The following is a 25,914-nucleotide window of genomic DNA, read 5'->3' as shown; positions in this document are numbered from 1 at the left end:
CGCTACGACCGATCCGACTGCTCTGTCGTCGCGGCTCCTTCTCGTGTTTTGACGGCGACACCCGTCTCGAACTCCGCCATCGCGTCGGCCGAGAGCTCCGCCCGTCCCACGCCGAAGAGATCGTTGTCCGGTCCGACGATGCAGACCGCGTCGCCCGGTCTGATCGCCGGATCGACGTCGCGGACGAATTTCGCGAAGGCGTTTTTCCCCTCCCTGACGAACGGATCGCTCTCCGTGCCGACGACGACGCGTACCTGTGGCGCAGCGAGCGCCGTTCGGAGTCGTTCGCCGCCGGCCAGTCCAAGCGTGAAGCGGCCGTCGGTGCCGTAGGAGACGAGGCGTTCGCCGTCGGCGAAGATCTGCTGTGGCCGGCCGGTTCGTGATCGTCGTACCGAAAACGAGCCGTCGGGTGGAAAGAGTGCCGCGCCAGCGCCCGCGCCGAACTGGTAGTCGGCGACCGTGCGCAGCCGTGCGAAATCGTCCATACTGCCGTTCGCGCGTCGGTCGGCAAAAACGCGCCCATCCCGCGTCGATCGGCGCGAGGCTTTCGAAGCCATTTATACCCCGTGGGTCGCAGTGGGAGTCATGAACGAACGGACGCAGATCGGCGCGGGTGGCGTACTCCTGGTGGTCGGGGCGATAATCGTCATGCTGTTCGCGTTTCCCGCCTCGACGCTCGGGTTCGCGGTACCGATCCCGCTGGCGGTCGTCGCGGCGCTCGCGATGGCCGCCGGCTCGCTGCTCATCGGTACCTCCGAAGGAACGGTTTAGAGCAGGAACCGGTCGGAGCGCGCCGAGAGGTCGGTGAAGGCATCGGCGGCGTCGACGAGTTCTTCGGAGGTCGATTCGCCGAACGCCATCGCCTCGATACGGACGCCCTCGTGGCGCAGATGCGAGCAGAGTCTGGAGAAATCGCCGTCGCCCGTACAGATGACGACGCTGTCGAGGTTCGGCGCGAGCGTCACCGCGTCGAGGATCATGCCGACGTCCCAGTCGGCCGATTTGGAGCCGTCGGCGTGGGTCTTGATCTCCTTGATCTTGGTCTCGAAGCCGATCTCCTGAAGTGCCTCGAAGAAGTTCTCCTCGTTCGGCGAGTTCGCCCGGATGACGTAGGCGATGGCACGAGTCAGCTCGCGCCCGGCCACGGCTTCGTCGAGCAGTTCCTCGTAGTCGATGTTGCGCGAATAGACGCTCTGGGTGGTGTGATAGAGGTTCTGTGAATCGACGAGCACCGCGACGCGCTGGCCCGGTTGAACGACGTTCGACATGCGGGCATTCCTCGGAGTGTCCGCTAAAGCGTTTCGTCACCGAAAGAACGGGATGGATCGGCCGGCAGGTATCGCGTACGACGCAATTCCTAAGTGTGCCGGGTACAGTTGATCGGGTATGCGACGCGTCACACCCGAGCGAGCGAGCGGGCAGAGCGGCGGGTGTGACGGTCCCGTTCGCGCGACCAAACGGGCGGCGGGTAGCTCGCGGCGGGCGTAGCGTCCCCGTCGCGCGCTGTTTTCGATCAGCATCGATCTCCGAGTAGCGACACCACCCACATGACACACGACATCGATCTCGACGGCGTGTTCCCTGCGATGGTCACGCCGTTAGAAGCGGACGACAGCATCGACTTCGACGGACTACGAGCGGAAGCCGAACGGCTCGAACGGGCAGGCGTCGACGGGCTCGTTCCCGTCGGTACCACCGGCGAGAGCGCTACCCTTTCGCACGACGAGCACGTCTCGGTCGTCGAGACGGTGGTCGACGCGGTCTCGATCCCCGTGATCGCGGGGGCCGGCTCGAACGCCACCCACGAGGCGCTCGCCCTCGCCGAGCGGACGCGCGACGCCGGCGCGGATGCCCTCCTCCTGATCTCACCGTACTACAACAAGCCCGAACCCGCCGGGATGGAGGATCACTACCGCACGATCGCCGACGCCGTCGATCTCCCGCAGATCGTCTACAACGTCCCCGGGCGCACGGGGCGCACGATCGAGATCGACACGGCGGCGGCGCTCGCCGAGAACGAGAACGTCGTCGGCTTCAAGTCGGCGAGCGGCGATCTCGGGCGACTGAGCGAACTCGTCGAGCGGACGCGCGAGGCGGAGTTCGCCGTTCTGTCGGGCGAGGACGGGCTCACGCTGCCGGCGCTCGCGGCGGGCGCGCGCGGCACCATCAGCGTCGCGGCGAACGTCGAACCCGAGCGTGTCGGCGAGATGGTCCACGCAGCCCTCGACGGCGATTTCGAGCGGGCACGCGAGCACCATCTCGAACTCGGGCCGCTCTTTCGGGCGCTGTTCTGGGAGACCAACCCCATCCCGCTGAAGGAGGCGCTCTCGATCCGCGGGCACGTCTCGCCACGGATGCGCCCGCCGCTGTCGCGACTCTCGTCCAACCATCGCGAGGAACTCGAATCCGTGCTCGCCGATCTCGACGATGCCGATCGACTCTTGGAGGCCGAGCGATGACGGCGATCGGTGTCACGGGAGCGACAGGAACGATGGGGACCGCAGTCTTGGAGACGGCCACCGACCGCGAGGAGATAGATGTGAACGTCGCGGTCAATCGCGGGGCAGACGGCGAGCGCGTCGCCGGCCAGGGGGTCCACGACGCGGCCGATCTGCCGACGCTGCTGGCCGATCGACCCACCGACGTGGTGGTCGATTTTACCGGTCCCGAATCGGCGATCGAGTACGCCGCGGCCTGTGCGGAGGCGGGCGTCGGCTTCGTCACGGGGACGACCGGTTTCGACGCGGACGGTCGCGACGCACTAGAGACGAGCGCCGAGCGGGTGCCCCTGCTGTGGGCGACGAACTTCTCGCAGGGGATCCACGCGCTTGGCGAGGCACTCGGCGAGATCACGGAGACGCTTTCGGACTATGATATCGAAATGACTGAGACCCATCACAATCGCAAGCAGGACGCACCGAGCGGGACAGCCAAGACCCTCCTTGACGGCATCGACGACGCGAGCGGTGGCGAGCACGACCGAACCTACGGTCGCGAGGGCGACCAGCCACGTGCTGACGGCGAGATCGGCGTTCACGTCCGCCGTGCGGGCGGCATCCGCGGCGAACACGAGGTGTTGTTCGCGGGCAACGACGAGGTGCTCACGTTCACCCATCGCGCCGAGAGCCGGGCGGTGTTCGCCTCGGGTGCGCTCGATGCGGCAGTCTGGCTCGCCGAGCGCGATCCGGGATTCTACGAGTTCGGGGAGGTGCTCGCATGAGCCTCCAGTCGGACGTCGAGGCCCTCTGGCAGCGCTCCGAGGACGGTCTGACGGCGAGTGACGCGGGATCGGACGAGCGGGCGACGCTCGACGCGTTCCTCGACGCGCTCGAAGCCGGTGAGGTGCGCGCCGCCGAGCAGAGTGGTGACAAATGGGTGGCCAACGAGTGGGTGAAGCAGGGCATCCTGCTCAATTTCAGCCTTCGCGAGACCGAGCGCCGGGAGTACGGCGACGTCGGCTATCACGACGTGCTGCCGCTCCGCTCCACGAGTGACCTCGGCGAGCGTGGCACCCGCAACACGCCCGACGGGACGGTCATCAGGCGCGGTGCGCATCTCGGTGGCGACGCGATCATGATGAGTCCGAGCTTCGTCAACGCGGGCGCGTACGTCGGCGACGGCACGCTCATCGACTCCTGTGATACGGTCGGTTCCTGTGCGCAGATCGGTGCGGACGTGAAGCTCGGGGCGAACACGCTCATCGGTGGCGTGCTCGAACCGGTCGAGGACACGCCCGTGATCGTCGAGGAGGGCGTCTCGTTGGGTGCTGGCTGTCGCGTCACCTCCGGGTTCGTCGTCGGTCACGATTCGGTGGTCGGCGAGAACACGCTGCTCACGCCGCGAATTCCGGTCTACGACCTCGTCGAGGAGGCGGTCGTCTACGGTGAACTGCCGCCCGAACGGCGGGCGTTCACACGGTTCGTCGAATCCTCGATCGGCGACCACGACCTCTTCGACGGCGGGGCGTACAAGCCGGCGGTGGTGGCGACGGCCGTCGAGGACCGAACTCTCGAAGCGACCGAACGCGAGGACGCGCTTCGATGACGGGTGCTGCCGTAACGACGGCGAACCCGCCCGTCCGACGGCTCGCGGACTGGTCGGCGGACCGTCTGCGCGAGTTCGCCGACGAACACGGGACGCCGCTGTACGTCGTCGACATCGAGCGAGTGCGCGAGAACGCCGCACGCCTCCGGGAGTCGTTCCCGGATGCCGCCATCGACTACGCGGTGAAGGCAAACGCTCGAACACCGGTGCTCGCTGCGATCGCCGAGGTGGGCTTCGGTGCCGAGTGCGCGTCGGCCGGTGAGGTCGTCCGCGCGTGCGAGGCAGGGTTTGCCGACGTGCGCTATACGGCCGTCAACCCGCCCGCCCGCGATCTCGACAGGGTCGTCGAATGTGCCGACGAGCACGAGATCACGATCACGGTCGGCGCGCTCGACACGCTCGACGCGCTCGCGGAGCGTGACTGGTCCGGGGAGATCTACGTGCGCGTGAACCCCGGCGTCGGCGCTGGCCACCACGAGAAAGTCCGGACAGGGGCGGATCCGAAGTTCGGGATCCCGATCGATCGTGCCGCGGCGGCCGTACGTGACGCCGACGAGCGCGGCTTTGCGGTCGAGGGTCTCCACGCCCACGCCGGCAGCGGCATCCTGGAGACCGAGGATCTCGCGGCTCATCGCGCACTCGTCGAACGGATGAGCGATCTCGCCGACGAGATCGCCGCTGCGAATATCGACCTCGATACGGTGAGCGTCGGCGGCGGGTTCGGCGTTCCATACCGCGATACGGAAGCACCGCTCGACGTGGACACTCTCGCCCGTGCGACCCGCGAGGCGTTCTCGGCCGACGCCCGACTGGGGATCGAGCCGGGACGCTATCTCGTCGCCGACGCGGGCGTGCTCCTCGCCGAGGTGACGACGGTGAAGCCGACACCCGAGACGACCGTGGTCGGCGTCGACGCCGGGATGACGACTCTCGCCCGGCCGGCACTCTACGACGCCTTCCACGAAATTCGATCGCTCGTAGCGACTGTCGAGGGTCGCGAGACGGTCGCGGCGACGGTCGCCGGGCCGGTCTGTGAATCCGGCGACGTGCTTGGGCGCGATCGCGAGCTGCCAGCACCCGAACGCGGTGATTTCCTCGCCGTCGGCAACGCCGGAGCCTACGGCTACGAGATGGCGAGCACGTACAACTCGCGCCCACGGCCAGCGATCGTCGCGCTCGACGGCGACGGGGGCGAGCTGTGCGTGCGCCGCGAGACGATCGCGGATCTCGGGAGGCTCGAACGATGAACGTCGAGAAGTACCACGGCACGGGCAACGACTTCTTCGTGATCGACGCGAGCGAACCCGTCGCCGACCGGCGGGCGCTCGCGATCGAGCTCTGCGATAGTGACGATGGGCTTGCGGTCGGCGAGCGGACGGGTGCCGACGGCGTGCTCTTCCTCGCGCTCGAAGACGGCTACGCGTCGCCGCGCGTGGTGATGACGCTCGTCCAACCCGACGGCTCGACCGCGCCGATGTGTGGCAACGGCGCACGCTGTGCGGCGGCGTGGGCGGCCGAGCGAACGGCCGCGGAGACGGTGATGGTCGACACCCAGGCCGGCACTCGGCGCGCGACCGTCGACGACGCTGAAGGTGTGACCGTCGAGATGGGTGCAGCGAGCTTCGCACCCGATGCCGTCCCGCTTGCCGGCGACGAACCGTTACTCGACGAGTCAGTCGAGGATCTGTCCGTGACGGCGGTCGACACCGGCGTTCCCCACGCCGTGGCGTTCGTCGACGACGTTGCGACCGTCGATCTCGACGCGCTCGCACCGCCGGTGCGCCATGCCAATCGGTTCCCGCATGGGGCGAACGTGACGCTCGCCAGCCCGCGCGACGACGGGTTCGACCAACGGACCTACGAGCGTGGCGTCGAGGGCGAGACCCGCTCGTGTGGAACCGGTGCCGTGGCGATCGCGGCGGTCGCCCGCGAGCTCGGCCTGACCGAGCGCGATTCGGTCGCCGTCCGTCCGCCGGGTGGCCGCCTCGACGTTCGGTTCACCGCGCGCGGTGCGACGCTCGCCGGTCCGACCGAGCGCGAGTTCGCCGGGAGCGTCTCGATGGCTGCCTCACCGGTCGTCAAGGGCGGGACCGACGGGGCGGCCGGCGACTGATGGGGTTCGACCCGCTCGAATTTCTCGAAACGGCCGTCGAGACACCCTCGCACGAGACCGTCGAGCCGATGCGCGCGCTGCTGTGTGACTGCCTCGCCGCCAACGGCGTCGAACCGACCGTCCACGACGGGGGGAGCGTGCTGGCGAGCAAGGGAGAGATGGACGGGCCGCATATCGTTCTGAACACCCATCTCGATACGGTCGCGCCGCACGTGCCCGCCGAGCGGGATGGCGACGTGCTCCACGGTCGAGGCTCCTGCGACGCGAAGGGGCCGCTCGCGGCGATGCTGGCGGCGTTTCTCGATTGCGAGCCCGATCGGGGACGGCTCACGCTCGCGGTGACGCCGGACGAGGAACTCAGATCGCACGGTGCGGCGGCGCTCGTACCATCACTCGATCTCGATGGCGAGCGCGGTGACGCAGTTATCGTCGGCGAACCGACCGGTTTGGACGTCTGTACCGCCGGCAAGGGACGTTTCGAGGGAACGGTGAGTGTCGAGGGCGAGAGCGCCCACGCCGCCGAACCCCACACCGGGACGAACGCGATCACAGGGGCCGCAGTCGCCATCGAGGCCATCGACGAGTTTGGCGAGCGCTCCGACGCGCTCTCGGCCCATCCCGATCTCGGTGTGCCGACGCTCACACCGACGGTCGTCGAGGGTGGAACCGCGACGAATCAGGTGCCCGCTGGCTGCGAGATCGTCGTCGATCGTCGGAGTGTGCCGCCGGAGACGGCGGCGGGTTTCGAGCGCGATCTCGACGACTACCTCCGCGAACGGCTCGGCTCGTCCGTGTCGTTCACCCTCACCGAGCGCGAGACGCCGTTTCTGGAGGCGTTCGAGACGTCGGCCGATTCGGGAGTGGTCAAGGAATTTCAGGACGCGGGCTGTGAACCCCGCCCGTTCACGGCCGCGACCGAGGCGTCGTATTTCGCCCGTGAAGCTCCGACCGTGGTGTTCGGGCCGGGCGTCCTCGCCGACGCGGATGGCCCGGTGGCCCACGCCGAGCGCGAGTACGTCCGCCTTCCCGAGGTCGAACGCGCGGCGGAACTGCTCGACCGGGTTCTCGTATCGCTCTTCCGGAGGACTGGGACTTAAGAACGCGGCGCTCGAATCGAACCCATGAGTATGGAGGGTGACGAGCAGGTGCTCGACCTGCTGCACGAGGCACGCAACGACGAGTTCGAGACCGTCATCAACTACCAGAGCGATGCGATCGCGCTCGCGGGCGTCGCCGCCGAGGAGGTCGCCGACAGCCTGAGCGCCGATGTCGAGGAGGAGCTCGGCCACGCCGAGGAGCTCGGCGAGCGGATCGTCCAGTTGGGCGACCAGCCGAAGGGCTCGTACGAGATCGAAATGGGCCAAGAGAGCCTCCAGCCGCCCGAGGACCCGACCGACACGCTCGCGGTGATCGACGGTGTCATCGAGGCCGAAGAGGGTGCGGTCGAGACCTACCGCGAACTCGTCACCGTTGCCGATGAGGCAGACGACCCCGTGACCGAGGACCTCGCGACGGAGCTGCTCGCCGACGAGGAGGAGCATCTCACCGAGTTCGAAGGCTATCGGAAAGAGTACGACAGCTGACGCAGCGACTGATTTTCACACGGGCGCGCTCGCGTCCGGCGAGAGTGATAGCGAACGCCGGACGCGGATCGGCGTGCGAGATCTGCACGAGCACAGCGAGTGCAGGCTCGTCAGAGCAAAGCTCTGACGGTGGATGAGTGGGCGACCGAAGGGAGCGAGCGAATCGGTTGGGGAGGTATGTGGGCTGTTGCGGTTCGTGTGAGCCGTAGTGATCGTTTCAGTCGCGTTCGTGACCGAATTTCATTCCATCGAATCGGCCAGTTCTGCCGCCAGCCCAATGTAGTCGGCGGGCGTGAGCGCGCGCAGTTCCGCACGCGTCGTCTCGTCGACGTCGAGGTCGGCGAACAGCTCGCGGAAATCGTCGAGGCTAGTGCGTCGCCCGCGGGTGAGCTTCTTCACCCGCTCGTAGGCGTCGGTGTGGCCTTCGCGGCGGAGGATCGTCTGGACCGCCTCGCCGATGACCTCGGGATTTTTCTCCAACTCCTCGCGCATCACCCGCTCGTTCGGGACGATCTTCGAGAGGCCGGTCTGCGTCTTCCGATAGCCGATCAGGCTGTGGGCGAGCGCCGCGCCCACGTTCCGCTTGACCGTCGAGTCCGAGAGGTCGCGCTGGAGGCGCGAGGTGGTGAGGGTCTCGGCGAGGAAGGAGAGATCGCTGTCGGCCTTCGAGAGGTTCCCCTCGCTGTTCTCGAAGTCGATCGGGTTGACCTTGTGCGGCATCGTCGACGAGCCCGTCTCGCCCGCGTCGCTCTCCTGGCCGAGATAGCCATCCGAGACGTAGCGCCACATGTCCCGATCGGCGTCGAGCAGGATCGTGTTCGCACCGCGGAGTGCGTCGAACAGTGCCGCAAGATCGTCACACGGGTTGATCTGCGTGACGGGCTCAACATGGGCGAGCCCCAGCGAGCGGACGAAATCCTGTGCAAAGGCCCGCCAGTCGACATCGGGATAGGCGGCGTGGTGGGCGGCATAGGTCCCGCTCGCGCCTGCGAGTTTGCCCGCGAGATCGTCGGCAGCGTGTTCGATGCGCTCGATGACTCTCTCCAGCCGACCGGCGTAGACGGCCATCTCCTTGCCGAACGTCGTCGGCGTCGCCGGTTGGCCGTGCGTGCGCGCCAGCATCGGGCTATCGCCGTGCTCGCGCGCCATTTCTGCGAACGACTCCCGGATCGCGTCGAGTTCGGGCACCAGCACCACCTCGACGGCGGGCTTGAGCAGCAGTCGGCGCGCGAGGTTGTTGACGTCCTCGCTCGTCAGGCCGAAGTGGACCCACGGCGCGACGTCCGGATCGGGGAGCCCGTCGCGGACGAAATACTCGACGGCCTTCACGTCGTGATTGGTCGCCGAGTGCTCGGCGGTGCCCTCGGTTTCGATACGCTTGATTCGCGCCGCGTCCTCTTCGGAGAACTCCTCGTAGAGTTCTCTGAGACTTTCCCGGTCATCGGCGTCGATGTTGAGCGGAGTGGCGTCGAGATCCGCGAGCGCGACGAGATACTCGACTTCGACGCGGACGCGAGCGCGCAGCAGGGCTGTCTCGCTCGCGTACTCGACGAGCGGTTCGGTGTAGCGTGCGTACCGGCCATCGAGCGGCGACACGGACGAAAGCGGGCCGCGGTCTGTCATGCGTACGACTGACCCGAGTCCGGTGAAATGGGTGTCGAATCACTGATCGCTCTCATGTGTTCGATTCGATTTCAGGTGCCATATTGGCTTCTCGGGTCGTCAAATTCAGTCTCGGTCAGTAGAGCAGTTGTGACCGCACTACCTGACGACAATGAATCCCGCACAGCCCACACGCCTCCCCAGCCGATTCGCTCGCTTCCTGCGGTCGCTCACTCATCCACCGTCAGAGCTTCGCTCTGACGAGCCTGCACTCGCTGCGTTCGTGCAGACCTCGCACAGTGTTCGCGCTCGGTGTTCACTTCGTTCGCACACGAGCACGAGCGCGCGCCATGTGGGACGTCGAATTTCTCACGAATTTCATCGAAGGATGGCCCGTGGCCGCCGTTCTCGAATCCGAACGCACTTTGCGCACGGCGCGTCCCCTTCAGCCATGACACCGATCGCGGGACTGGCGGGTAATCGCGGCCGCAACCTCGTTCGGATCGCCGACCGCGCGCCCGGCGGCGCGGAACTGAGCGTCGTTCTCACCAATGACGCCGACGCGCCGGTGCTTGACGCGGCCGCCGAGCGCGGGATTCCCACCGAGGTCGTCGAACCCGAGGATGGAGAGTCCCGGGAGAGTCACGAACGACGACTGCTCGACCGACTCGACGAGTACGACGCCGAACTGGTCTGTCTCGACGGCTACATGCGCGTGCTCACCGACGGGTTCGTCGAGGCTGCGCCACCGGCGTTCAACGTCCATCCGTCCCTTCTCCCGGCGTTCCCGGGGATCGACGCCCACGAGCAGGTCCTCGACGCCGACGTCGACGTCACCGGTTGTACCGTCCATCTCGTCACCGAAGAGGTCGACGCCGGCCCGATCGTCACCCAGGAGCCGGTCGCGGTCTATGCCGACGACGATCCGGAATCGCTGAAGGAGCGCGTGCTCCACGAGGCCGAGTTCGCGGCCTATCCGCGCGCCGTCAGGCTGTTCGCCGAGGGAAAACTGACCATCGAAGGCGAGGGCGACGAGCGCGAGGTACGGATCGCAGGCGATCGAAACCGTTCGTTTCCAACCCGACGCGTCCGAGGCAGCGAGCGCGCGGCGGAACTCCGTTACGGCGAGAACCCACACCAGTCGGCCGCGCTCTACGCCGACGCGGACGCGGGGGCGAGCGTCGTCGATGCGCCACAGCTGAACCCCGGTGCGAAGGCGCTCTCGTACAACAACTACAACGACGCCGACGGCGCGCTCGGGCTGGTCCGCGAGTTCGACGAGCCAGCGGCCGCAGTGATAAAGCACACCAACCCCGCGGGCTGTGCGACCGCCGACACGCTCGCGGCGGCCTACGAGGACGCGCTCGCTACCGATCCGATGAGCGCGTTCGGGGGGATCGTCGCGCTGAACCGCGAGTGCGACGAGGCGACCGCCGAGCAAATCGTCGAGTCGTTCAAGGAGGTCGTCCTCGCGCCGGACTACACCGAGGACGCACTCGCGGTGCTGCGCGAGAAGGACAACCTCCGAGTGCTCGACATCGAGGACTTCGATACCGATCCATCCCCGCTGGTCGAAAAACCGCTTGCCGGCGGGCGACTGATCCAGGAACGTGATGAGCAGGTAATCACGCCCGCGGATCTGGAGATCGTCACCGAGCGCGAACCGAGCGACGCCCAGCTGAAGACGATGTGTTTCGCGTGGCAGGTCATCAAACACGTCAAATCGAACGCCATCGTCTTCGCCGACGGGACCGAGACCGTGGGCATCGGCATGGGACAGGTCTCGCGGGTCGATGCGGTGCGCCTCGCCGCGATGAAGGCCGACGAACATGCCGATGGGAAATCCGCAGCGGGCGCGGTGATGGCCTCGGACGCCTTCTTCCCGTTCCCCGACGGAATCGAGGCGGCCGTCGACGCGGGCATCGAGGCGGTCGTCCAGCCCGGCGGGTCGGTCAACGACGACGACGTGATCGCGGCCGCCGACGAGGCCGGGATCGCGATGGCTCACACCGGCCAGCGCGCGTTCCGCCACGATTGAACGGGCGAGAATGGGTGAACGGAGGGGTGTTCGACGATCGCGGTGTTCAGTTCTTAGCGGGGCGATTTCCGTCGGCTGATGGGCGTATCACAACCCCTAAGTGAGCACCGACCCCCCGTTCAGACAGTCACCGGCACCGCCACCGTGCGACGAGCGGTCCGGGAGTGATCATGACGAAGGGAACCAACGGAGAGACCTCCATTCCGTCCGGTCGGCCCTCCCGCCGGCGCTTTCTCGCTGCCACCGCTGCCGGCGTGACCGGTCTCGCCGGCGTCGGAAGCATCACGGGTGCACGCGCCCAGTCCCAGCCCGAGACGATCCGTCTCGGCGGCGAGACGACCGGTTGGGTCGGTCGCAAGCCCTCTGGGATTCAGGGGACGACCAACCCAACGCTCGAACTCGACATCGGGACGACCTACCGACTGACGTGGAAGAACGTCGACGGCGCACAGCACAACGTCGCCCTGCTCGATGCCGACGACGCCGTCATCGAGCGCACCCAGTACATGTCCGACGAGGGGCAGACGCAGACACTGGAGTTCACGGCGACCGAGGCGATGGACGAGTACGTCTGTCAGGCCCACCTCAACTCGATGCGCGGCGACATCACGCTGTCGAGCGAGAGCGGCACGACCGAGACGACGACGGCCGAATCGAGCGAGCCGGAGGGGTTCTTCCCGACGGGCCCGACGGTCAGGACCGATACCGTCGTCGACGGCGGCATCACCGCCCCGCTCGGGCTCGAAGCCCCACCCGGCGAGCGCGACGCGTTCTTCATCGTCGACCAGATCGGCGTCATCCGTCGGTACGGGGCCGACGGCAGCGGCGGCGACGTCTTCCTCGACGTGCGCGATCAGCTCATCGATTTCGACAACCTCCCCGAGATCAAGACGATCGATGAACGCGGGCTGCTCGGGCTGGCCTTTCATCCGAACTTCGCGGACAATCGGAAGTTCTACGTCCACTTCAGCGCCAAATCACGCCCCGGAACGCCCGGGAACTACACGCATACGCAGGTCATCGCCGAGTTCGAAGCCAACGAGGATGTGACTGGGGCGGTCGCGGACTCCCAGCGGACGATCCTCGAAATCCCCTCGCCGTACTACACGCACAACGGCGGCGCGATCGTCTTCGGGCCCGACGACTACCTGTATATCGGCATCGGCAACGGCGGCGGCGCACTCAAATCGTCGAAACAGCCCGACGACTGGTACGGTGCGAACCTCGGCGGCAACGGCCAGGACGTCACTCAGAACCTCATGGGATCGATCCTGCGCATCGACGTCGATGGCCGCGACGGCGACAAGGCCTACGGCATCCCCGGCGACAACCCGCTCGTCGGCAAAGAGGGTCTGGACGAACACTACGCCTGGGGCTTTCGCAACCCGTGGCGCATCGGCTTCTCTGACGGGAAGCTGATGGCCGCCGACGTCGGTCAGCGCCGTTACGAGGAGGTCAACGTCGTTCGCAAGGGTGGCAACTACGGCTGGAACGTCCGCGAGGGCGGCCACTGTTTCGTCGCCACGCAGGGATCGGACCCGTATCGCGCCAACTGTCCCACGAAGACGCCGCCGAACGTCCGCGGCGGGGAGCCGCTCATCGATCCCGTGATCGAGTATCCGCACACCTACGAGACGAACGGCGTCGGCGTCGCCGTCATCGGCGGCTACATCTACCGGAACGCGACCATTCCCGGTCTTCGAAACAAGTACGTGTTCGGCGATTACAGCAAGGACGGCACACCACGCGGATCGCTGTTCGCCGCCACGCCAGTCGAGGGCGACTCGTGGTCGGTCGAGGAGATCTCGATCGGCAACGGCGAGAACGGCGAGCTCGGTGCCTATCTCCTCTGTGTCGCCCGCGATAACGACGGCGAGCTCTACGCGCTGACGACCGACAACCTCGGCGTCGAGGGTGAGACGGGTGCCGTCCATCGTCTTCGGCCACCGGAGGCCGAGGAACGCTCGACCGCGACGACCGAGACGCCAGCTCGACCGGCGACCGCGACGGCGACTCCCGAACCGACGCCGACACCGACCGCAACGGCAACGGCGACGGCAACGCCGACCGAGACGACGAACGAGTCGGACACGGCACGGACGGGCGAGAGCGGCGGTATCGTGAGCGGCGACGGGCCGGGATTCGGCATTCTCGCCGGGCTCGCCGCGATCGCGCTCGGCGTCGCACGCCTGCTGGATGGTGACGATCGATGAGCCGCCGTGGCCGTTCGACCCCATCCCAGCACCGCGACGATCCGACCGACGACAGCGAGACATCAATGAGAACGAACGCCGCGACAGACCGACACGCAACGACCCGCAGACGATTCCTCCGCGCGAGCGCGGCGGCCGGTGCGCTCGTCGGTGCAGGGGGGATCGCGGGTGCACAGTCCCAGCCGACGCAGATCCGTCTCGGCGGCGAGATCGGCGGCTGGAAGGGTCGCAAGCCCGAATCGATCGCCGGCGAGAGCAATCCGACGCTCCAGCTCGACGCCGGCGTCGACTACCGCATCACCTGGAAGAACATCGATGGCCAGGGCCACAACATCGCGTTGCTCGACGATAAGGGTGAGGTGCTCAAGCGCACCGAAGTGATGAACGAGCAGGGCGCGACCCAGACGATCGCATTCACCGCGCGCGAGGAGATGGCCGAGTACATCTGTGAGCCACACCGAAGCTCGATGCACGGCTCGATCGCCTTCGGCGAGGAGACCGCAACCCGGACCACGACCGAGAGCGGCGGCTCGTCATCGTATTTCGGTGACGGTCCGACGGTGCGCATCGAGACGGTGACGGAGGGGACACTCACCGCACCGCTCGATTTCGGCGTCCCGCCGGGCGAGAGCGGTCGCTACTTCATTGCCGATCGCATCGGACAGGTCTACGTCCACGAGTCGGGAAGCCTGAACGAGGAGCCGTTCATCGACGTGAGCGAGCAGCTGACCGAGATCACTGGCGAGATGGGGCTGCTCGGGATGGCGTTTCATCCGAACTTCGCGGACAACCGGAAGTTCTACCTGCGATACAGCGCCCCCTCGCGGGAGGGGACGCCCGACGAGTTCTCGCACACCGAGGTGCTCTCCGAGTTCGAGGCGAGCGAGGACGGCTCGACCGGGAACGTCGACTCGGAACGGACGATCCTCGAAATCCCCTCGCCGTACGACACGCACAACGCCGGCGCGATCGTCTTCGGGCCCGACGACGGCTATCTCTACGTGGCGATGGGCGACGGTGGCGGCGCACACGACACCGACCTGGGTCACGTCAGCGACTGGTACGACCGCAACGAGGGTGGCAACGGCCAGGACGTCACCGAGAACCTGCTCGGCTCGATCCTGCGCATCGACGTCGACAGCCAGGAGGGCGACAAGGCCTACGGGATTCCCGACGACAACCCGCTCGTGGGGAGGGACGGACTGAACGAGCAGTTCGCGTGGGGGTTCCGTAACCCGTGGCGGATGGGCTTTTCCGACGGGAAGCTGTTCACCTCCGACGTCGGCCAGAACGGGTTCGAGGAGATCGATATCGTCGAGAAGAACAAGAACTACGGGTGGAACGTCCGTGAGGGGACTCATTGTTTCAAACCCGGTCCCGAGGGCAGTCGCAACCCGCCCGAGAACTGCCCGAGCAAACTCCCGTCGGACGTGCGTGGCGGCGAACAGCTCATCGATCCCGTGATCGAGTATCCACACAGCGCCGACGGGCAGGGTGTCGGTTCGGCAGCCATGGGGGGCTATCTCTACCAGCGCGACGCGATCCCCGAGCTCCAGGGCGACTACGTCTTCGGCGACTTCCGCAAATCGAAGGAGACCGAGACGCCGACGGGGTCGCTGCTGGCGGCCACGCCCGCCGAGGACGACGGTCTCTGGGACATCGCGGAGCTCTCGGTCGAGAACACCGACAGCGGGTTCGTCGGCGGCTACATCCTCGCGATGGGCCGCGACAACGACGACCGGCTCTACGTGTTGACGACTGCGAATCCGGGCAGCGAGGCGACCGGCGCGGTCCACCGTATCGTGCCACCCCAATCCCAGGGAGCGACCGCGACTGGCAACGCGACCGCCCCGAACGGCTCGGCGACAACCCTGAATGCGACGGCCACCACGAACACGACGGCCGCCGGGACGACCGGGGTCGGCCGGACAGACGCCACGACATCGTCGACTGACGGGACGAGCCCACGGACGGCGACCGAGGGGACGCAGGCGGGCGGCGAAGGCGGCGTGTCGGCGGGGACGAGCAGCGACTCCGGCCCCGGGTTCGGCGTCCTGGCGGCGCTGTCGGGGCTGACGATCGGTGCGGCCCGGTTGCTGTCCGGACGCAAAGAATAGATTTTTACAGCGCGTCGCGCTCGAATGCCGTTTCGACTTCGATATCGAGCAGGTCGGTCAGCGTTGGCGCGACCGTCCGTGCGTCCACGTCGTCGGGCACCGAGTCGGGGGCGGCGGGACCGCCCAGCCCGTAGAACCCGTCGACGTCGGCGCGACCGTGCGACCCGCCGACCTTCGAGGCATCGAGCGAGACGAGCCCCTCGTCGCCGAAGAACAGTTCGACGGGATCGAAGCCGGGTTTCGCGTGGATATCCATGTCGCGGGCGTAGTACGGTGCGTTCGCGTCGTCGAACCACCAGTAATACTGGAACCAGCCCGATCGCTCGGCAACGCAGACGAGGTCGCCGGCGTTCGGATGGGCGACGCCGTACTCTTTTTTTCCTTCCTCGCCGAGCACGCGTTCGACGCCATCGAGTCCGGTGAGCGCCTCACGTGCCTCGTCGACGACGTCCTCGTCGGCGTAGACGTGGGTCACCTGATGGTCGACCAGCGCGAACGCCCGCGAATTCGGCAGATCGAGTTCCTCGCCGCCCTCGCCATCGTCCTGAACCGAGAGCAGTCCGGCCTCGCGTAGCGCGCGGTTCGGGAACACGGGTGTGTCGACATCGTGGAAGCCGTACTCGCTGACGACGTTCACTGCTGTTTCACCCCAGCGCTCGTCAGCGCGCAGGAAGTCGAGGAAGTCTCCGACGAGCTCGTCGGCGACGCCGATCGCCTCGCGGAGTTCGTCGCTGCTCGCGCCGTGGGCCAGTCCGGCGTAGTCGAGATACGGGATGTAGATCCAGAGCAGGTCGGGATCGTAGCGGTCGATGGCCTCGCGGGCGGCGTCGAGGATCCACGCGGTCGATTCCTCGTTCGCGCCGGGACCCCAGTACGTGTGGAGCGGGAAGTGGCCGTATTCGGCTTCGAGCTCGTCGTAAAATCCGTCGGGGTTGGTCCAGCAGTTCATCTCCAGGATGTTGTTCTCCTCGTCCTCGATCGGCGAGGGCGTGAGCGCGACGTCCGCCGTCGTGCCGATGAGATGCTGGAAGCAGAACACTCCAGTAGTGAGCCCCGCCTCGCTCGCGCTCTCCCAGAGGCGATCCCGGCTCTCGCTGTCGCGCTCCCAGAGCGCCGCCGTGTCGTTCTCCCTGTCGTACTCGCCGTTGGCCACGTCGCCGTGGTTTGCGGGCGATTGACCTGTGGCGAGCGTGCTCTGGACGGGCAGCGTCACGGCCGGGAACGGTGACTGGAGGTCCGCACGCGCGCCGTCGGCCACGAGATCGGCGATGTTCGGCGCGAGCCCCGACTCGACGTGCTCGCGTTCGAGCCCGATCACGTCGAGGACGATCGCCCGTCCCGCGTCGTTGTCAGTCATCGCCGTCCTCCGCGCCGACCGCGGTCGGCCGTGCGGTGTGTGCTTCGACGTACTCTTCAAGCATCCCGAACTGTTTCGAGAGGCCGTGTTCGTCGACGCCGAGCGGCGCTTTGAAGAAGGAAGCGAGCTGGGGCTGCAGTCCCGACTCGCCCTGTTCGTCGGCGAACGCGAGCAATCGCGCGAGATCGAGCACGAGCGGCGCGGCGAGCGCCGAATCGGAGCCCTCCCAGGTGAACTGGAGCTTCATGTCCGTGTCGAGAAAGCCGCGAAAACGGATGTCGTCCCACGCGGTCTTCCAGTCGCCGAGCGCGGGCGTGTAGTCGATTCGGACCCGGTTGTGGAGGTCCTCGTCGAGGATGCCATCGAGCACACCACCCTTGCTCGCCAACTTTCCAGCTTTGTTTGCATCGTCCTCAAGCACTTCACCGTCTTTGTTCCCGAGGATGTTGTGACCCTCCCACGAGCGCACCCGGAGATTGCGCTGAGCGAACATCGGCGCGAGCGTGGATTTCATCAGTGTCTCGCCCGTCTTGCCGTCCTTGCCCATGTGCGGGACGCCCTCACGCTCGGCCAGCTCGTGCAATCCACCGAGCGCGTTCGCGGCGTTCGGCGTGAAGTTCACGAACGGATGGCCGCCGGCAAGCGCGGCGTAGGCGTACAGCGAACTCGCCGGCAGCGGTTCGTCCTCGTCGAGCGCGCGCTCGATGGCCTCGATCGAGTCGTACTTCTCGGGATCGGCCGGCAACGGTTCGGAGGAGGCGACGTTGATGACGACGACCCGCTCCAAATCGTTCGCCTCGCGAAACCTCTCGTAGTCATCCTGGATGTCCCCGACGATCGCCCGCAGCGAGAGCGATTCGTCAGTTTCCCCGTCGGCGAGTTTCTCGACCGCCTGCCCGCAGTTGCGTGCCGTGCCGGTCTCGATGCGCTCGTCGATCACGGCGAGATCGTCACGAACGGCGTCGAGCGTCGCGCGATCGGGAATGCCGTTGCGCTCCGCGAGGCGCTCGGCCGTCTCGGCGACGCTGCCGTCCTGGACGTCGTGACCGCCGAAGACCAGCGAGTCGACGGATGGCAGATCGAGGTCCGTACACGGCGCGCGCTCGGTGACCATCCCCGTCGTGTCGGTCGCGCCGTGGGCGATGGCGCGTGCACCGATCATCGCCGTCGTGGCGACGTTCCCGCGTGCGCCGACGAGCCAAACCCCGATGCTCGCGCTCATCGCGACCACCCGACCGTCGTGGCGTTCGATCGTCCATCCCGATTCGATTGCGATTCGATCCCCTGTTTTCCGATCGGCTCGGAAGTCCGTCGCTGCATCCTCTCAAACCACGATTCCGAGACACACCTACTTTGTGATGTCGGCACCGAACTGTTCGATCGTTGGCCGGATGGTTTTGCGGGATGATCAATTAGTTCCACAGCAGCGACCCCAACGCGACGAATCCTGACTCAAATGAGAACCGCAACAGCCCACATACCTCCCCAGCCGACTGCGCTCCTCGCTCGCTTCGCTCACGGGTCGTCCCTCCCCGTTCGCATCGAGGCGCTCACGCTGTTCGCGCCTCGCTTCGCTCGCTGCGGTGCTCATCCCTCGCGCAGTGTTCGCGCTCGTGTGCTCGCTTGGCTCGCACACGAGCGCGAGCGCGCGCCAACCGCCATAATGGGAGTCGGATCGCGACCCGAGAATGTACGATCAGTACATAGTAGTGCGTCCGGCACCCACTCGCGGACATGGAGATCATCGATCCGCACATGCACATGGTCTCGCGCTCGGCCGACGACTACGCACGGGCGCGTCGGGCCGGCATCGAGTGCTGCATCGAACCCGCGTTCTGGAGCGGTACGGACAAACGGCACGCGGGCTCGTTTTTCGACTACTTCGAGCAGATCATCGACTTCGAGACCGCGCGCGCCGAGCGCGCCGGCGGGATGGATCACTATGTAACGATCGGCCTCGAACCGAAGGAGGCGAACTACCGCGAGATGGCCGAGGAGGTCCTCGATCGCCTGCCGGAGTATCTCGACCGCGAGAACGTCGTCGGCCTCGGCGAGATCGGGTTCGACCAGGGCACCGACGACGAGGAGTGGGCGTTCCGCACCCAGTTGCGGATGGCCGAGGAGCGCGAGCTCCCCGTCATCATCCACACACCTCACACGGACAAACCCGAGGGCACCGAGCGCATCGTCGACATCATCGAAGACGAGGGCGTCACCCAGGAACGCATCGTCATCGACCACAACACCGCAGAGACGATCGAGACCTCCCTCACCACGGACTGCTGGGTCGGGTTCACGCTCTACCCCGGCAAGATCGAGGACGAGGCGGCCATCGACCTCCTCGAAGAGTACGGCACCGACAAGATGCTGTTCAACAGCGCCGCCGACTGGGACCCCTCGGACCCGCTCGCGGTCCCCAAGGCGCGCGACAAGATGCTCGATCGGGGCTGGGATCGCGAGGACGTGAAGAAGGTCGTCTTCGACAACCCCTACGAGTTCTTCGACCAGTCGCCGAACTTCACCTACGAACGATGAAGTTCGGCTTCTCCGCGAACGCCTTTCGCGAGTATGACGCAGGCGAGGCGATCGAGATCGTCGCCGATGCGGGCTACAACGGCATCGAACTGCTGTTCGACGAGCCCCACCTCTACCCGCCCGACGCGAGCGAGGACGATATCGAGGAGATCAGGCAAGCCCTCGACGCGAACGATCTCGCCATCGGCAACTGCAACGCGTTCATGCTGACGGCCATCGAGGGGTTCCACCATCCCTCCTACATCGAACCGGACACGGACTACCGCCAGAAGCGCATCGATTACACGAAAGCTGCCCTTCGGACGGCGGCCGAACTCGACCACGACTACATCTCGATCGAACCCGGTGGCCCCATCCCGGAGGAAAAATCCCGCGAGTGGGCGGTCGAGACGTTCGTCGAGAGCCTCGAAGCAGTCCTGCCGATCGCCGAGGAGGTAGGGGTGGATCTGCACGTCGAACCCGAACCGGACCTGCTCATCGAGACTTCGGAGGAATTCTTAGAGTTCGCCGAGCGCATCGACCATCCCCGGATTCGCTGCAACTTCGACGCTGGCCACCTGTTCAGCGTCGGCGAGAATCCCGTGGCAGCGTTCGATCGGCTCGCCGAGTACGTCGATCACGTTCATCTTGAGGACATCCCCGAGAATCGCCGCCACGAACACACCCAACTCGGCGACGGCGCGCTACCGATCGGCGAGTTCCTCAGTGCGCTCGATTCGCGAGGCTACGACGGGTTCGTGACGGTCGAGCTCTACCCGTACGAGGAGACGGCGGCCGAGACCGCCCGCGAGGCGATGGCCTACCTCGAAGACGGTGGGTGGGTCTGAGGGAGCCGCGCGCGAGGCCGACTCGCGCGGGAAACTCGCAGCCTACGCAGCGCTGGTGCGCGTTCCGAACCTCTTCAGCACCCCACCAGATATCCTGCTCGGTGGTGCGCTCGTCGCCGCCACAGGAACGACGGTTTCGATACCTGCACTCGCCGGGCTCGCGGTCGCGTCGATGTTGCTGTACGCCGGCGGCACGACGCTGAACGACTACTTCGACGCGGCGATCGACGCGCGCGAGCGACCGGAACGACCGATCCCATCGGGCAGGATTCCACGTCGGACGGCGGGCGCGCTCGGCGCGACGCTGCTGATCGGCGGTGTTCTCGTCGCGCTCGGGGCCGCCGGACCACGAGCCGGGCTGTTCGCGGCAGCGCTTGCGACCGTCATCGCGCTCTATGACGGCGTTCTCAAGGGAAGCCCTGCCGGATTTCTCGCGATGGGTAGCGCGCGCGGGCTCGACGTACTGCTCGGTACGGCGGCGGGGGCGACGGCGGCGACAGCCCCGCTTCCCGCGTGGGCGCTCGCGATCCCGGTCGCCATCGCGCTGTATATCGCTGCCGTGACGTACATGGCCGACAACGAGGCGACGACGACCGAGCGCGGTGCGGTCGCGGCGGCGGCCGCGGGCGTGTTGCTGGCCGTTCTCGGCGTGCTCGCGGCGGTCGTGACGACCGGGCCGTCGCTCGTCCGGACCGCGTTCGCGGTCGGACTCACTGGTGGCTTCCTGGTCTGGACTGGGCGCGCGCTCGGGCCGGCGTACGCGACTCCCCGACCCGATACCGTCGGCCCGGCGGTCGGGACCTGTATCCTCGCGCTCGTCGTGCTCGATGGGGCGTTCGCGGCGCTCGCGGGCGTCGAGTGGGCACTCGCCGTCCTCGTCTTTCTCATCCCCGCAGTCGGCCTCTCCCGTCTGTTCGACGTCTCGTAACATCGTCGGAAGGTGTTTCGGGAGGCCGGCCCTGCCTTCGCCATGGTCGAACTGGCATTTTCGACGAACGCCTACACGCGCCACGCGCTGCCGGACGCGGTCGAACGCATCGCCGAGCACGGCTACGCTGGCGTCGAGATTTTAGGTGACGAGCCACACGCCTACTTCCCCGATTTCGGCGAGGACGATCGAGAAGAGCTGTCGAATACGCTCGACAGCACCGGGCTGGCCGTTTCGAACGTCAACGCGAACACCGCGACGGGCTACTACGACGATGCACCGCCGTCGTCCTTTTTCGACCCGAGCGTCGTCACCGCCGACGACGAGGGGAGGGAGTGGCGTATCGACTACACGAAGCGAGCTATCGACCTCGCCGACGAGGTCGGTGCGCCCGCGATCTGTCTGGCCACCGGTCGCCCGCTGCCAGGAAATCAACCGGACCAGGCCTACGAGTACCTGCTCGACTCGCTCGGGACGATCTGTGAATACGCCGCCGAGCACGACGTCGAGGTGGGGATCGAATACGAACCCGAACTGCTCGTCGAGTGTACTGAAGAGGTCCTGGAACTGATCGAGGACGTCGGTTACGAGGCGCTCGGCGTCAACCTCGACGTCGGCCACGCGGCCGTCTACGGGGAGAATCCTGCGGAGGCGATCCGGCGGTGTGCGGGCCACATCACGGGCGTCCATCTGGAGGACATCGTCGGTGGTGTCCGCGGCAAACACTACCACCGCATCCCCGGCAAGGGCGATCTCGATTTCCGGGCGATCTTCGACGCGCTTGACGGGATCGGCTACGAGGGGTTCGCCACGCTCGAACTCTACACCTATCCCGACGAACCGGACAGAGCCGCCAGCGAAGCCTACGAGGCGCTATCGACGTACTGCTGATCCCGCCACGTTGCGACGGAAAACGGCCTGTCGTAGTGAACACTGTTTTCCATATCGGCGGCGGTCGTCGTGCGAGCGGTGAACGGGAACGTCCGATACGCTCAAACCACGGCCCCACCGGTGTCAGATATGGAGTTCCACGAGGCGGCAAACTTCCTCTTCGACCTGCGTCGGTATCCGCCCCGCCCGGGCCTGGACGCCACCGACGACCTGCTCTCCGTTCTCGACGATCCACACGAGGGGATCGCGTTCGTCCAGATCGCCGGTTCCAATGGCAAGGGGAGCACGGCCAGGATGGTCGCATCAGTGCTCCGAGAAGCGGGGCTCGACGTCGGTCTCTACACCTCGCCACATCTCGATTCCGTCCGCGAGCGCGTCCGTGTCGACGGCCGCATGATCACCGAGAGCGCGCTCGCCGACTACGTCGCAACGATCCGCCCTTACGTCCTGGATCGGGCCGCCGACGGCGATGCACCCACCTTTTTCGAGGTGCTCACCGGGATGGCGCTGTGGGAGTTCCACCGCCAGTCGGTCGACGTCGCCGTGCTCGAAGTCGGTCTCGGCGGGCGCTACGACGCGACCAGCGTCGTCGATCCGGTGGCCAGCGCCATCACCAGCGTCACGCTCGAACACACCGACATGCTCGGCGACACGGTTGGAGAGATCGGCCGCGACATGGCCACCGTCGCGCCCCGCGAAAACGATATCGTGACCGCCGCAACCGGCGACGCGCGCGCGGCCATCGATGAGAGCGCCGGCGACGCCGTGACGGTCGGTCCGGATGGTGACGTCTCGGTAACGCACGAGGGCCGAACGGGCGTCGAGAACGCTATTCGCCTCTCTGGTGCGGACTGGACCGTCGAGACCCGACTCTCCCTGCTTGGAGCTCATCAGGCCGAGAACGCTGGCATCGCGGCGGCGCTCTCCCGACAGGTCACCGATGAGTTCGACGTCGAGTGTGGCGAGGAAGCGCTCGCGCGCGGGTTGCGCGCGGCCTACTGGCCCGGTCGGTTCGAAGTTCTCGAACGCGATCCATTGGTGGTGCTCGACGGTGCACACAACCCTGGTGCATGCGAGCGCCTCGCCGACACGCTCGACGAGTTCGACTTCGAGAACCTTCATCTCGTGTTCGGCGCGCTCGCGGACAAGGACCACCGGGGAATGGTCGACGCGCTGCCGACGCCCGAGCACGTCGTCGCCTGTCGGCCGGACGTCCCGCGCGCCGAGGACAACGCAGTTCTCGCGGAGGTGTTCGACGACAGTCGCGTCGAGACCAGCAGCGACGTCACCGACGCGCTCCAGACCGCTCTCGATGCCACCGAGCCGGACGACTGCGTGCTCGTCTGCGGTTCACTTTATGTCGTCCGCGAGGCACGGACGCGCTGGAGTCGCCTCGACGTCCCCAAGGAGATCGACGGACTCGACGACGCCCGGCGCGCGATCAAGGGGACGCACGTGACCGACGCGGGGGCCTATCGGATGCGCGGCAAGGCCGTCCATCGAGCGCTGAAGACCCGCGTGCGCCCGCGACAGGCACAGTATCTCAAGGAGGAACTGCTCTCGCTCGGCGGCGAGTGTTCGATCTCGGGGCTCAACGATCAGGACGAGGAATCGCTCGACGTGCTCATGCTCGCCACGCTCGCGCAGTTCAAACGTCTCACCGAGAAACTCGCCGGCCAGCCCTACGGGTTGGCACCGCTCGCCGACGACATCCGTGAGGCGCTCTCGATCGGTGTCAGTCCGGAGGTACGGGGCTACCCCTGGGAGGAGGGGACGGCGGTGATGGGAATTCTGAACGTGACGCCCGACAGCTTCCACGACGGCGGCGAGTTCGATACTACGGAGGCAGCGGTCCGGCAGGCCGAGACGATGGTCGACGAAGGCGTCGACATCATCGACGTGGGTGGCGAGAGCACCCGCCCCGGCGCGGAACCCGTCTCGGACGAGGAGGAGTGCGACCGGATAGTTCCCGTCATCGAGCGCATCGCGGAGTTCGACGCTCTCGTCTCGATCGACACCCGGAAGGCGGCGGTCGCGCGCGCGGCGCTCGGTGCCGGCGCGGACATCATCAACGACGTCACGGGGCTCGATGATCCGGAGATGCGGTTCGTCGCCGCCGACTACGACTGCCCGCTCGTCGTGATGCACAGCATCGACGCACCCGTCGATCCCGACTCGACTCCCGAATACGACGACGTGGTCGGGGACACGATCCGCGAACTGCGCGAGCGCGTGCTGCTCGCCGAGAAGGCGGGCCTCGACCGCGAGCAGATCATCGTCGATCCCGGCATCGGCTTCGGCAAGAGCAAGCGGGAAAACTTCGCGATCCTCGACCGTCTAGCCGAGTTCCGCGCGCTCGACTGCCCGATCCTGTTCGGTCACTCGCACAAGTCGATGTTCGATCTCGTCGGCAGCGAGGCGAACGATCGCCTGTCGGCGACGGTGGCTGCGAGCGCGCTGGCCGCCGAGCGTGGTGCGGACATCGTCCGCGTCCACGACGTCGCCGAGAGCGTCGCTGCCGTCGGCGTCAGCGAGGCGGCGAACGCGCCGAACGAATTCGATGGCTCACATCATTAGGCTGCCGTTGCGGAACTACGCGTCGCGGTCGTGGTTGCGGTCGCCGTCTGCGTTGCTGTCGTCGTGCGTTCCGCTGTTGGCTCCGCCGTCTGCGTCGTCGGTTCTGCTGTCTGACTCACCGTCTCGGCAGTCGCAGCCGTCGCTGCCGAGTCAGTCGGAGTTGGCGTTGATGTCTCGGCCGCGGTAGCTGTCGGAGTTTGAGTTGCGGTTGGCGTCGAAGTCGGCGTCGCGGTCGACGTTTCCGTCGGAGAAGGGGTTTCGGTCGGCGTCTCGGTCGTTGGTTCGTCGGTCGGGGTTTCGCTCGATGATTCGGTGGATTCGCTCGCGCGTTGGCTGTCCGTCTCCGGCGGTGGCGTGTCGGTCGGCGTCGGCGTTTCGGTCGCCTCCGCTGTCGGCGCGTCCGTGGCCGTCGCTGTTGAGGTCGTGGTCGTCGCAGAACTCGTCGCGGTTTGGGTTTCGGCTTCGGTCGTCGGTTCGTCGGTCGTCGTTTGGGAGGTCGTCTCCGTCGCACTCTGGGCGGCCGCCTCCGGTGGCGGCGTATCAGTTGGCGTCGGCGTTTCGGTTGCCGTCGGCGTTTCCGTGGGGGTTGCCGTTTCGGTCGGCGTCGGGGTTGGCGTGGGCGTCTCCGTCGGCGTTTCGGTCGCCTCGGACGTCGGCGTCGCCGTGGCCGTCGGTTCCGGCGTTGGCGTCGCGGTCGGTGTTTCTGTATCGGTTTCGGTCGGCGTCGGGGTTTCCGTCTCGGTCGGTGTGTCCGTCGGCGTATCAGTTGCCGTCGGTGTTGGGGTCGGCGTGGCTGTCGTGGTGGTCGCCGCGGTCGTCGCGGTCGGCTGGGCGGTCGTCGCCGTGGCGTTCGTGGTGGTCGCCGCGGTCGTCGTGTTGTTCCCCGGGGCGGCGACGCCAGCGCGGTCAGCGTCGTCCGGGCCGCTCGGAGTGCCGCCGAGATAGTCGGTGACGAGAAAGCCCACGCCGGCCAGCAGGACGAGCACGACGACGACGCCGACGGCCGGCGCTAACCACTTCTCGACGTTCGAGAGCTCCTCGCGGTCGAGCAACCCCGAATCCGATTCCGGTCCCGGTTCGATCACGGTC

The 25,914-nt window shown here is 66.8% G+C and carries 22 protein-coding genes; 16 read left to right on the top strand and 6 right to left on the bottom strand.

The genetic code is table 11. The features are described from left to right. Window positions 1–2 precede the first annotated feature (2 nt). Window positions 3–485 carry a PUA domain-containing protein gene (locus C448_RS05225; RefSeq protein WP_004052348.1) on the bottom strand — a complete coding sequence of 161 codons (483 nt, stop codon included), beginning with the start codon at window positions 483–485 and terminating at the stop codon, window positions 3–5. A gap of 100 nt (window positions 486–585) precedes the next feature. Here C448_RS05225 and C448_RS05220 point away from each other — a divergent pair, with 100 nt between their 5' ends. Beyond that, window positions 586–771: a hypothetical protein gene (locus tag C448_RS05220; RefSeq protein ID WP_004052346.1), complete on the top strand. Its 186-nt coding sequence runs from the start codon at window positions 586–588 to the stop codon at window positions 769–771. Here C448_RS05220 and C448_RS05215 read toward each other — a convergent pair. Next, on the bottom strand, window positions 768–1,268 hold the full coding sequence (locus tag C448_RS05215; protein ID WP_004052343.1) for a LabA-like NYN domain-containing protein: 501 nt from the start codon (window positions 1,266–1,268) through the stop codon (window positions 768–770). The genes C448_RS05220 and C448_RS05215 overlap by 4 nt on opposite strands. Before the next feature lie 279 nt (window positions 1,269–1,547). Here C448_RS05215 and dapA point away from each other — a divergent pair, with 279 nt between their 5' ends. The 7 genes from dapA to C448_RS05180 are packed head-to-tail and all read left to right on the top strand — an operon-like array spanning window position 1,548 to window position 7,740. Continuing rightward, a complete protein-coding gene (gene dapA / locus C448_RS05210) occupies window positions 1,548–2,459 on the top strand; it encodes a 4-hydroxy-tetrahydrodipicolinate synthase (RefSeq protein ID WP_004052342.1) in 912 nt (303 codons plus the stop codon). Further along, on the top strand, window positions 2,456–3,220 hold the full coding sequence (dapB, locus tag C448_RS05205; RefSeq protein WP_004052340.1) for a 4-hydroxy-tetrahydrodipicolinate reductase: 765 nt from the start codon (window positions 2,456–2,458) through the stop codon (window positions 3,218–3,220). Before dapA ends, dapB begins: the two co-directional genes overlap by 4 nt. After that, on the top strand, window positions 3,217–4,044 hold the full coding sequence (locus tag C448_RS05200; RefSeq protein ID WP_004052338.1) for a 2,3,4,5-tetrahydropyridine-2,6-dicarboxylate N-succinyltransferase: 828 nt from the start codon (window positions 3,217–3,219) through the stop codon (window positions 4,042–4,044). Before dapB ends, C448_RS05200 begins: the two co-directional genes overlap by 4 nt. Beyond that, complete coding sequence (gene lysA / locus C448_RS05195; RefSeq protein ID WP_004052336.1) at window positions 4,041–5,291, top strand: diaminopimelate decarboxylase; 1,251 nt, start codon at window positions 4,041–4,043, stop codon at window positions 5,289–5,291. Before C448_RS05200 ends, lysA begins: the two co-directional genes overlap by 4 nt. Continuing rightward, a complete protein-coding gene (dapF, locus tag C448_RS05190; RefSeq protein WP_004052334.1) occupies window positions 5,288–6,157 on the top strand; it encodes a diaminopimelate epimerase in 870 nt (289 codons plus the stop codon). Before lysA ends, dapF begins: the two co-directional genes overlap by 4 nt. After that, a complete protein-coding gene (locus C448_RS05185; RefSeq protein WP_004052332.1) occupies window positions 6,157–7,254 on the top strand; it encodes a M20 family metallopeptidase in 1,098 nt (365 codons plus the stop codon). The genes dapF and C448_RS05185 overlap by 1 nt, the downstream gene beginning before the upstream one ends. 24 nt (window positions 7,255–7,278) lie before the next feature. After that, a complete protein-coding gene (locus tag C448_RS05180) occupies window positions 7,279–7,740 on the top strand; it encodes a ferritin-like domain-containing protein (RefSeq protein ID WP_193363112.1) in 462 nt (153 codons plus the stop codon). Window positions 7,741–7,980: 240 nt separating this feature from the next. Here the strand turns inward: C448_RS05180 and purB are convergent, their stop codons facing one another. Further along, window positions 7,981–9,363: an adenylosuccinate lyase gene (gene purB / locus C448_RS05175; protein ID WP_004052327.1), complete on the bottom strand. Its 1,383-nt coding sequence runs from the start codon at window positions 9,361–9,363 to the stop codon at window positions 7,981–7,983. Between the two features lie 430 nt (window positions 9,364–9,793). On the opposite strand from purB, the gene purH reads away from it, so the two are divergent. From purH to C448_RS05160, 3 genes are all read left to right on the top strand, one after another. Next, entirely contained in the window at window positions 9,794–11,380 is a 1,587-nt protein-coding gene (purH, locus tag C448_RS05170; RefSeq protein ID WP_004052325.1) for a bifunctional phosphoribosylaminoimidazolecarboxamide formyltransferase/IMP cyclohydrolase, read from the top strand. Between the two features lie 170 nt (window positions 11,381–11,550). After that, the gene (locus C448_RS05165; RefSeq protein WP_004052323.1) at window positions 11,551–13,593 is read left to right on the top strand and encodes a PQQ-dependent sugar dehydrogenase; all 2,043 of its coding nucleotides are present in this window, start codon (window positions 11,551–11,553) and stop codon (window positions 13,591–13,593) included. Then, the gene (locus tag C448_RS05160; protein WP_004052321.1) at window positions 13,590–15,710 is read left to right on the top strand and encodes a PQQ-dependent sugar dehydrogenase; all 2,121 of its coding nucleotides are present in this window, start codon (window positions 13,590–13,592) and stop codon (window positions 15,708–15,710) included. Before C448_RS05165 ends, C448_RS05160 begins: the two co-directional genes overlap by 4 nt. A 4-nt stretch (window positions 15,711–15,714) precedes the next feature. Here the strand turns inward: C448_RS05160 and C448_RS05155 are convergent, their stop codons facing one another. Next, window positions 15,715–17,067, bottom strand: coding sequence for an alkaline phosphatase family protein (locus C448_RS05155; protein WP_004052319.1), 1,353 nt, complete (start codon window positions 17,065–17,067; stop codon window positions 15,715–15,717). Further along, a complete protein-coding gene (locus C448_RS05150; RefSeq protein WP_049916059.1) occupies window positions 17,060–18,289 on the bottom strand; it encodes an inositol-3-phosphate synthase in 1,230 nt (409 codons plus the stop codon). Before C448_RS05150 ends, C448_RS05155 begins: the two co-directional genes overlap by 8 nt. A gap of 512 nt (window positions 18,290–18,801) precedes the next feature. Here C448_RS05150 and C448_RS05145 point away from each other — a divergent pair. From C448_RS05145 to folP, 5 genes are all read left to right on the top strand, one after another. Next, window positions 18,802–19,602 carry a TatD family hydrolase gene (locus tag C448_RS05145; protein ID WP_004052315.1) on the top strand — a complete coding sequence of 267 codons (801 nt, stop codon included), beginning with the start codon at window positions 18,802–18,804 and terminating at the stop codon, window positions 19,600–19,602. Next, window positions 19,599–20,429: a sugar phosphate isomerase/epimerase family protein gene (locus C448_RS05140; RefSeq protein ID WP_004052313.1), complete on the top strand. Its 831-nt coding sequence runs from the start codon at window positions 19,599–19,601 to the stop codon at window positions 20,427–20,429. Before C448_RS05145 ends, C448_RS05140 begins: the two co-directional genes overlap by 4 nt. Next, entirely contained in the window at window positions 20,416–21,357 is a 942-nt protein-coding gene (locus C448_RS05135; RefSeq protein WP_004052312.1) for a UbiA family prenyltransferase, read from the top strand. The genes C448_RS05140 and C448_RS05135 overlap by 14 nt, the downstream gene beginning before the upstream one ends. Window positions 21,358–21,399: 42 nt before the next feature. Then, complete coding sequence (locus C448_RS05130) at window positions 21,400–22,248, top strand: sugar phosphate isomerase/epimerase family protein (protein WP_004052310.1); 849 nt, start codon at window positions 21,400–21,402, stop codon at window positions 22,246–22,248. A gap of 129 nt (window positions 22,249–22,377) precedes the next feature. Beyond that, the gene (folP, locus tag C448_RS05125; RefSeq protein ID WP_004052309.1) at window positions 22,378–24,825 is read left to right on the top strand and encodes a dihydropteroate synthase; all 2,448 of its coding nucleotides are present in this window, start codon (window positions 22,378–22,380) and stop codon (window positions 24,823–24,825) included. On the opposite strand, the gene C448_RS05120 is transcribed toward folP, so the two are convergent. Further along, window positions 24,822–25,910 carry a hypothetical protein gene (locus C448_RS05120; RefSeq protein WP_004052306.1) on the bottom strand — a complete coding sequence of 363 codons (1,089 nt, stop codon included), beginning with the start codon at window positions 25,908–25,910 and terminating at the stop codon, window positions 24,822–24,824. The two genes, folP and C448_RS05120, sit on opposite strands and share 4 nt — an antisense overlap. Between the last annotated feature and the right edge of the window lie 4 nt (window positions 25,911–25,914).

It is taken from the genome of Halococcus morrhuae DSM 1307, from assembly GCF_000336695.1.
Lineage (GTDB): Archaea > Halobacteriota > Halobacteria > Halobacteriales > Halococcaceae > Halococcus > Halococcus morrhuae.
Note: the sequence above shows the minus strand (reverse complement) of the source record. Positions and strands in the feature narration are given on the sequence as shown.

What these genes read in the sequence shown, in the direction of transcription:
- C448_RS05225 (WP_004052348.1), bottom strand. Translation starts at nt 485, where the DNA reads ATGGACGATTTCGCACGGCTGCGCACGGTCGCCGACTACCAGTTCGGC.
- C448_RS05220 (WP_004052346.1), top strand. Translation starts at nt 586, where the DNA reads ATGAACGAACGGACGCAGATCGGCGCGGGTGGCGTACTCCTGGTGGTC.
- C448_RS05215 (WP_004052343.1), bottom strand. Translation starts at nt 1,268, where the DNA reads ATGTCGAACGTCGTTCAACCGGGCCAGCGCGTCGCGGTGCTCGTCGAT.
- dapA (WP_004052342.1), top strand. Translation starts at nt 1,548, where the DNA reads ATGACACACGACATCGATCTCGACGGCGTGTTCCCTGCGATGGTCACG.
- dapB (WP_004052340.1), top strand. Translation starts at nt 2,456, where the DNA reads ATGACGGCGATCGGTGTCACGGGAGCGACAGGAACGATGGGGACCGCA.
- C448_RS05200 (WP_004052338.1), top strand. Translation starts at nt 3,217, where the DNA reads ATGAGCCTCCAGTCGGACGTCGAGGCCCTCTGGCAGCGCTCCGAGGAC.
- lysA (WP_004052336.1), top strand. Translation starts at nt 4,041, where the DNA reads ATGACGGGTGCTGCCGTAACGACGGCGAACCCGCCCGTCCGACGGCTC.
- dapF (WP_004052334.1), top strand. Translation starts at nt 5,288, where the DNA reads ATGAACGTCGAGAAGTACCACGGCACGGGCAACGACTTCTTCGTGATC.
- C448_RS05185 (WP_004052332.1), top strand. Translation starts at nt 6,157, where the DNA reads ATGGGGTTCGACCCGCTCGAATTTCTCGAAACGGCCGTCGAGACACCC.
- C448_RS05180 (WP_193363112.1), top strand. Translation starts at nt 7,279, where the DNA reads ATGAGTATGGAGGGTGACGAGCAGGTGCTCGACCTGCTGCACGAGGCA.
- purB (WP_004052327.1), bottom strand. Translation starts at nt 9,363, where the DNA reads ATGACAGACCGCGGCCCGCTTTCGTCCGTGTCGCCGCTCGATGGCCGG.
- purH (WP_004052325.1), top strand. Translation starts at nt 9,794, where the DNA reads ATGACACCGATCGCGGGACTGGCGGGTAATCGCGGCCGCAACCTCGTT.
- C448_RS05165 (WP_004052323.1), top strand. Translation starts at nt 11,551, where the DNA reads ATGACGAAGGGAACCAACGGAGAGACCTCCATTCCGTCCGGTCGGCCC.
- C448_RS05160 (WP_004052321.1), top strand. Translation starts at nt 13,590, where the DNA reads ATGAGCCGCCGTGGCCGTTCGACCCCATCCCAGCACCGCGACGATCCG.
- C448_RS05155 (WP_004052319.1), bottom strand. Translation starts at nt 17,067, where the DNA reads ATGACTGACAACGACGCGGGACGGGCGATCGTCCTCGACGTGATCGGG.
- C448_RS05150 (WP_049916059.1), bottom strand. Translation starts at nt 18,289, where the DNA reads ATGAGCGCGAGCATCGGGGTTTGGCTCGTCGGCGCACGCGGGAACGTC.
- C448_RS05145 (WP_004052315.1), top strand. Translation starts at nt 18,802, where the DNA reads ATGGAGATCATCGATCCGCACATGCACATGGTCTCGCGCTCGGCCGAC.
- C448_RS05140 (WP_004052313.1), top strand. Translation starts at nt 19,599, where the DNA reads ATGAAGTTCGGCTTCTCCGCGAACGCCTTTCGCGAGTATGACGCAGGC.
- C448_RS05130 (WP_004052310.1), top strand. Translation starts at nt 21,400, where the DNA reads ATGGTCGAACTGGCATTTTCGACGAACGCCTACACGCGCCACGCGCTG.
- folP (WP_004052309.1), top strand. Translation starts at nt 22,378, where the DNA reads ATGGAGTTCCACGAGGCGGCAAACTTCCTCTTCGACCTGCGTCGGTAT.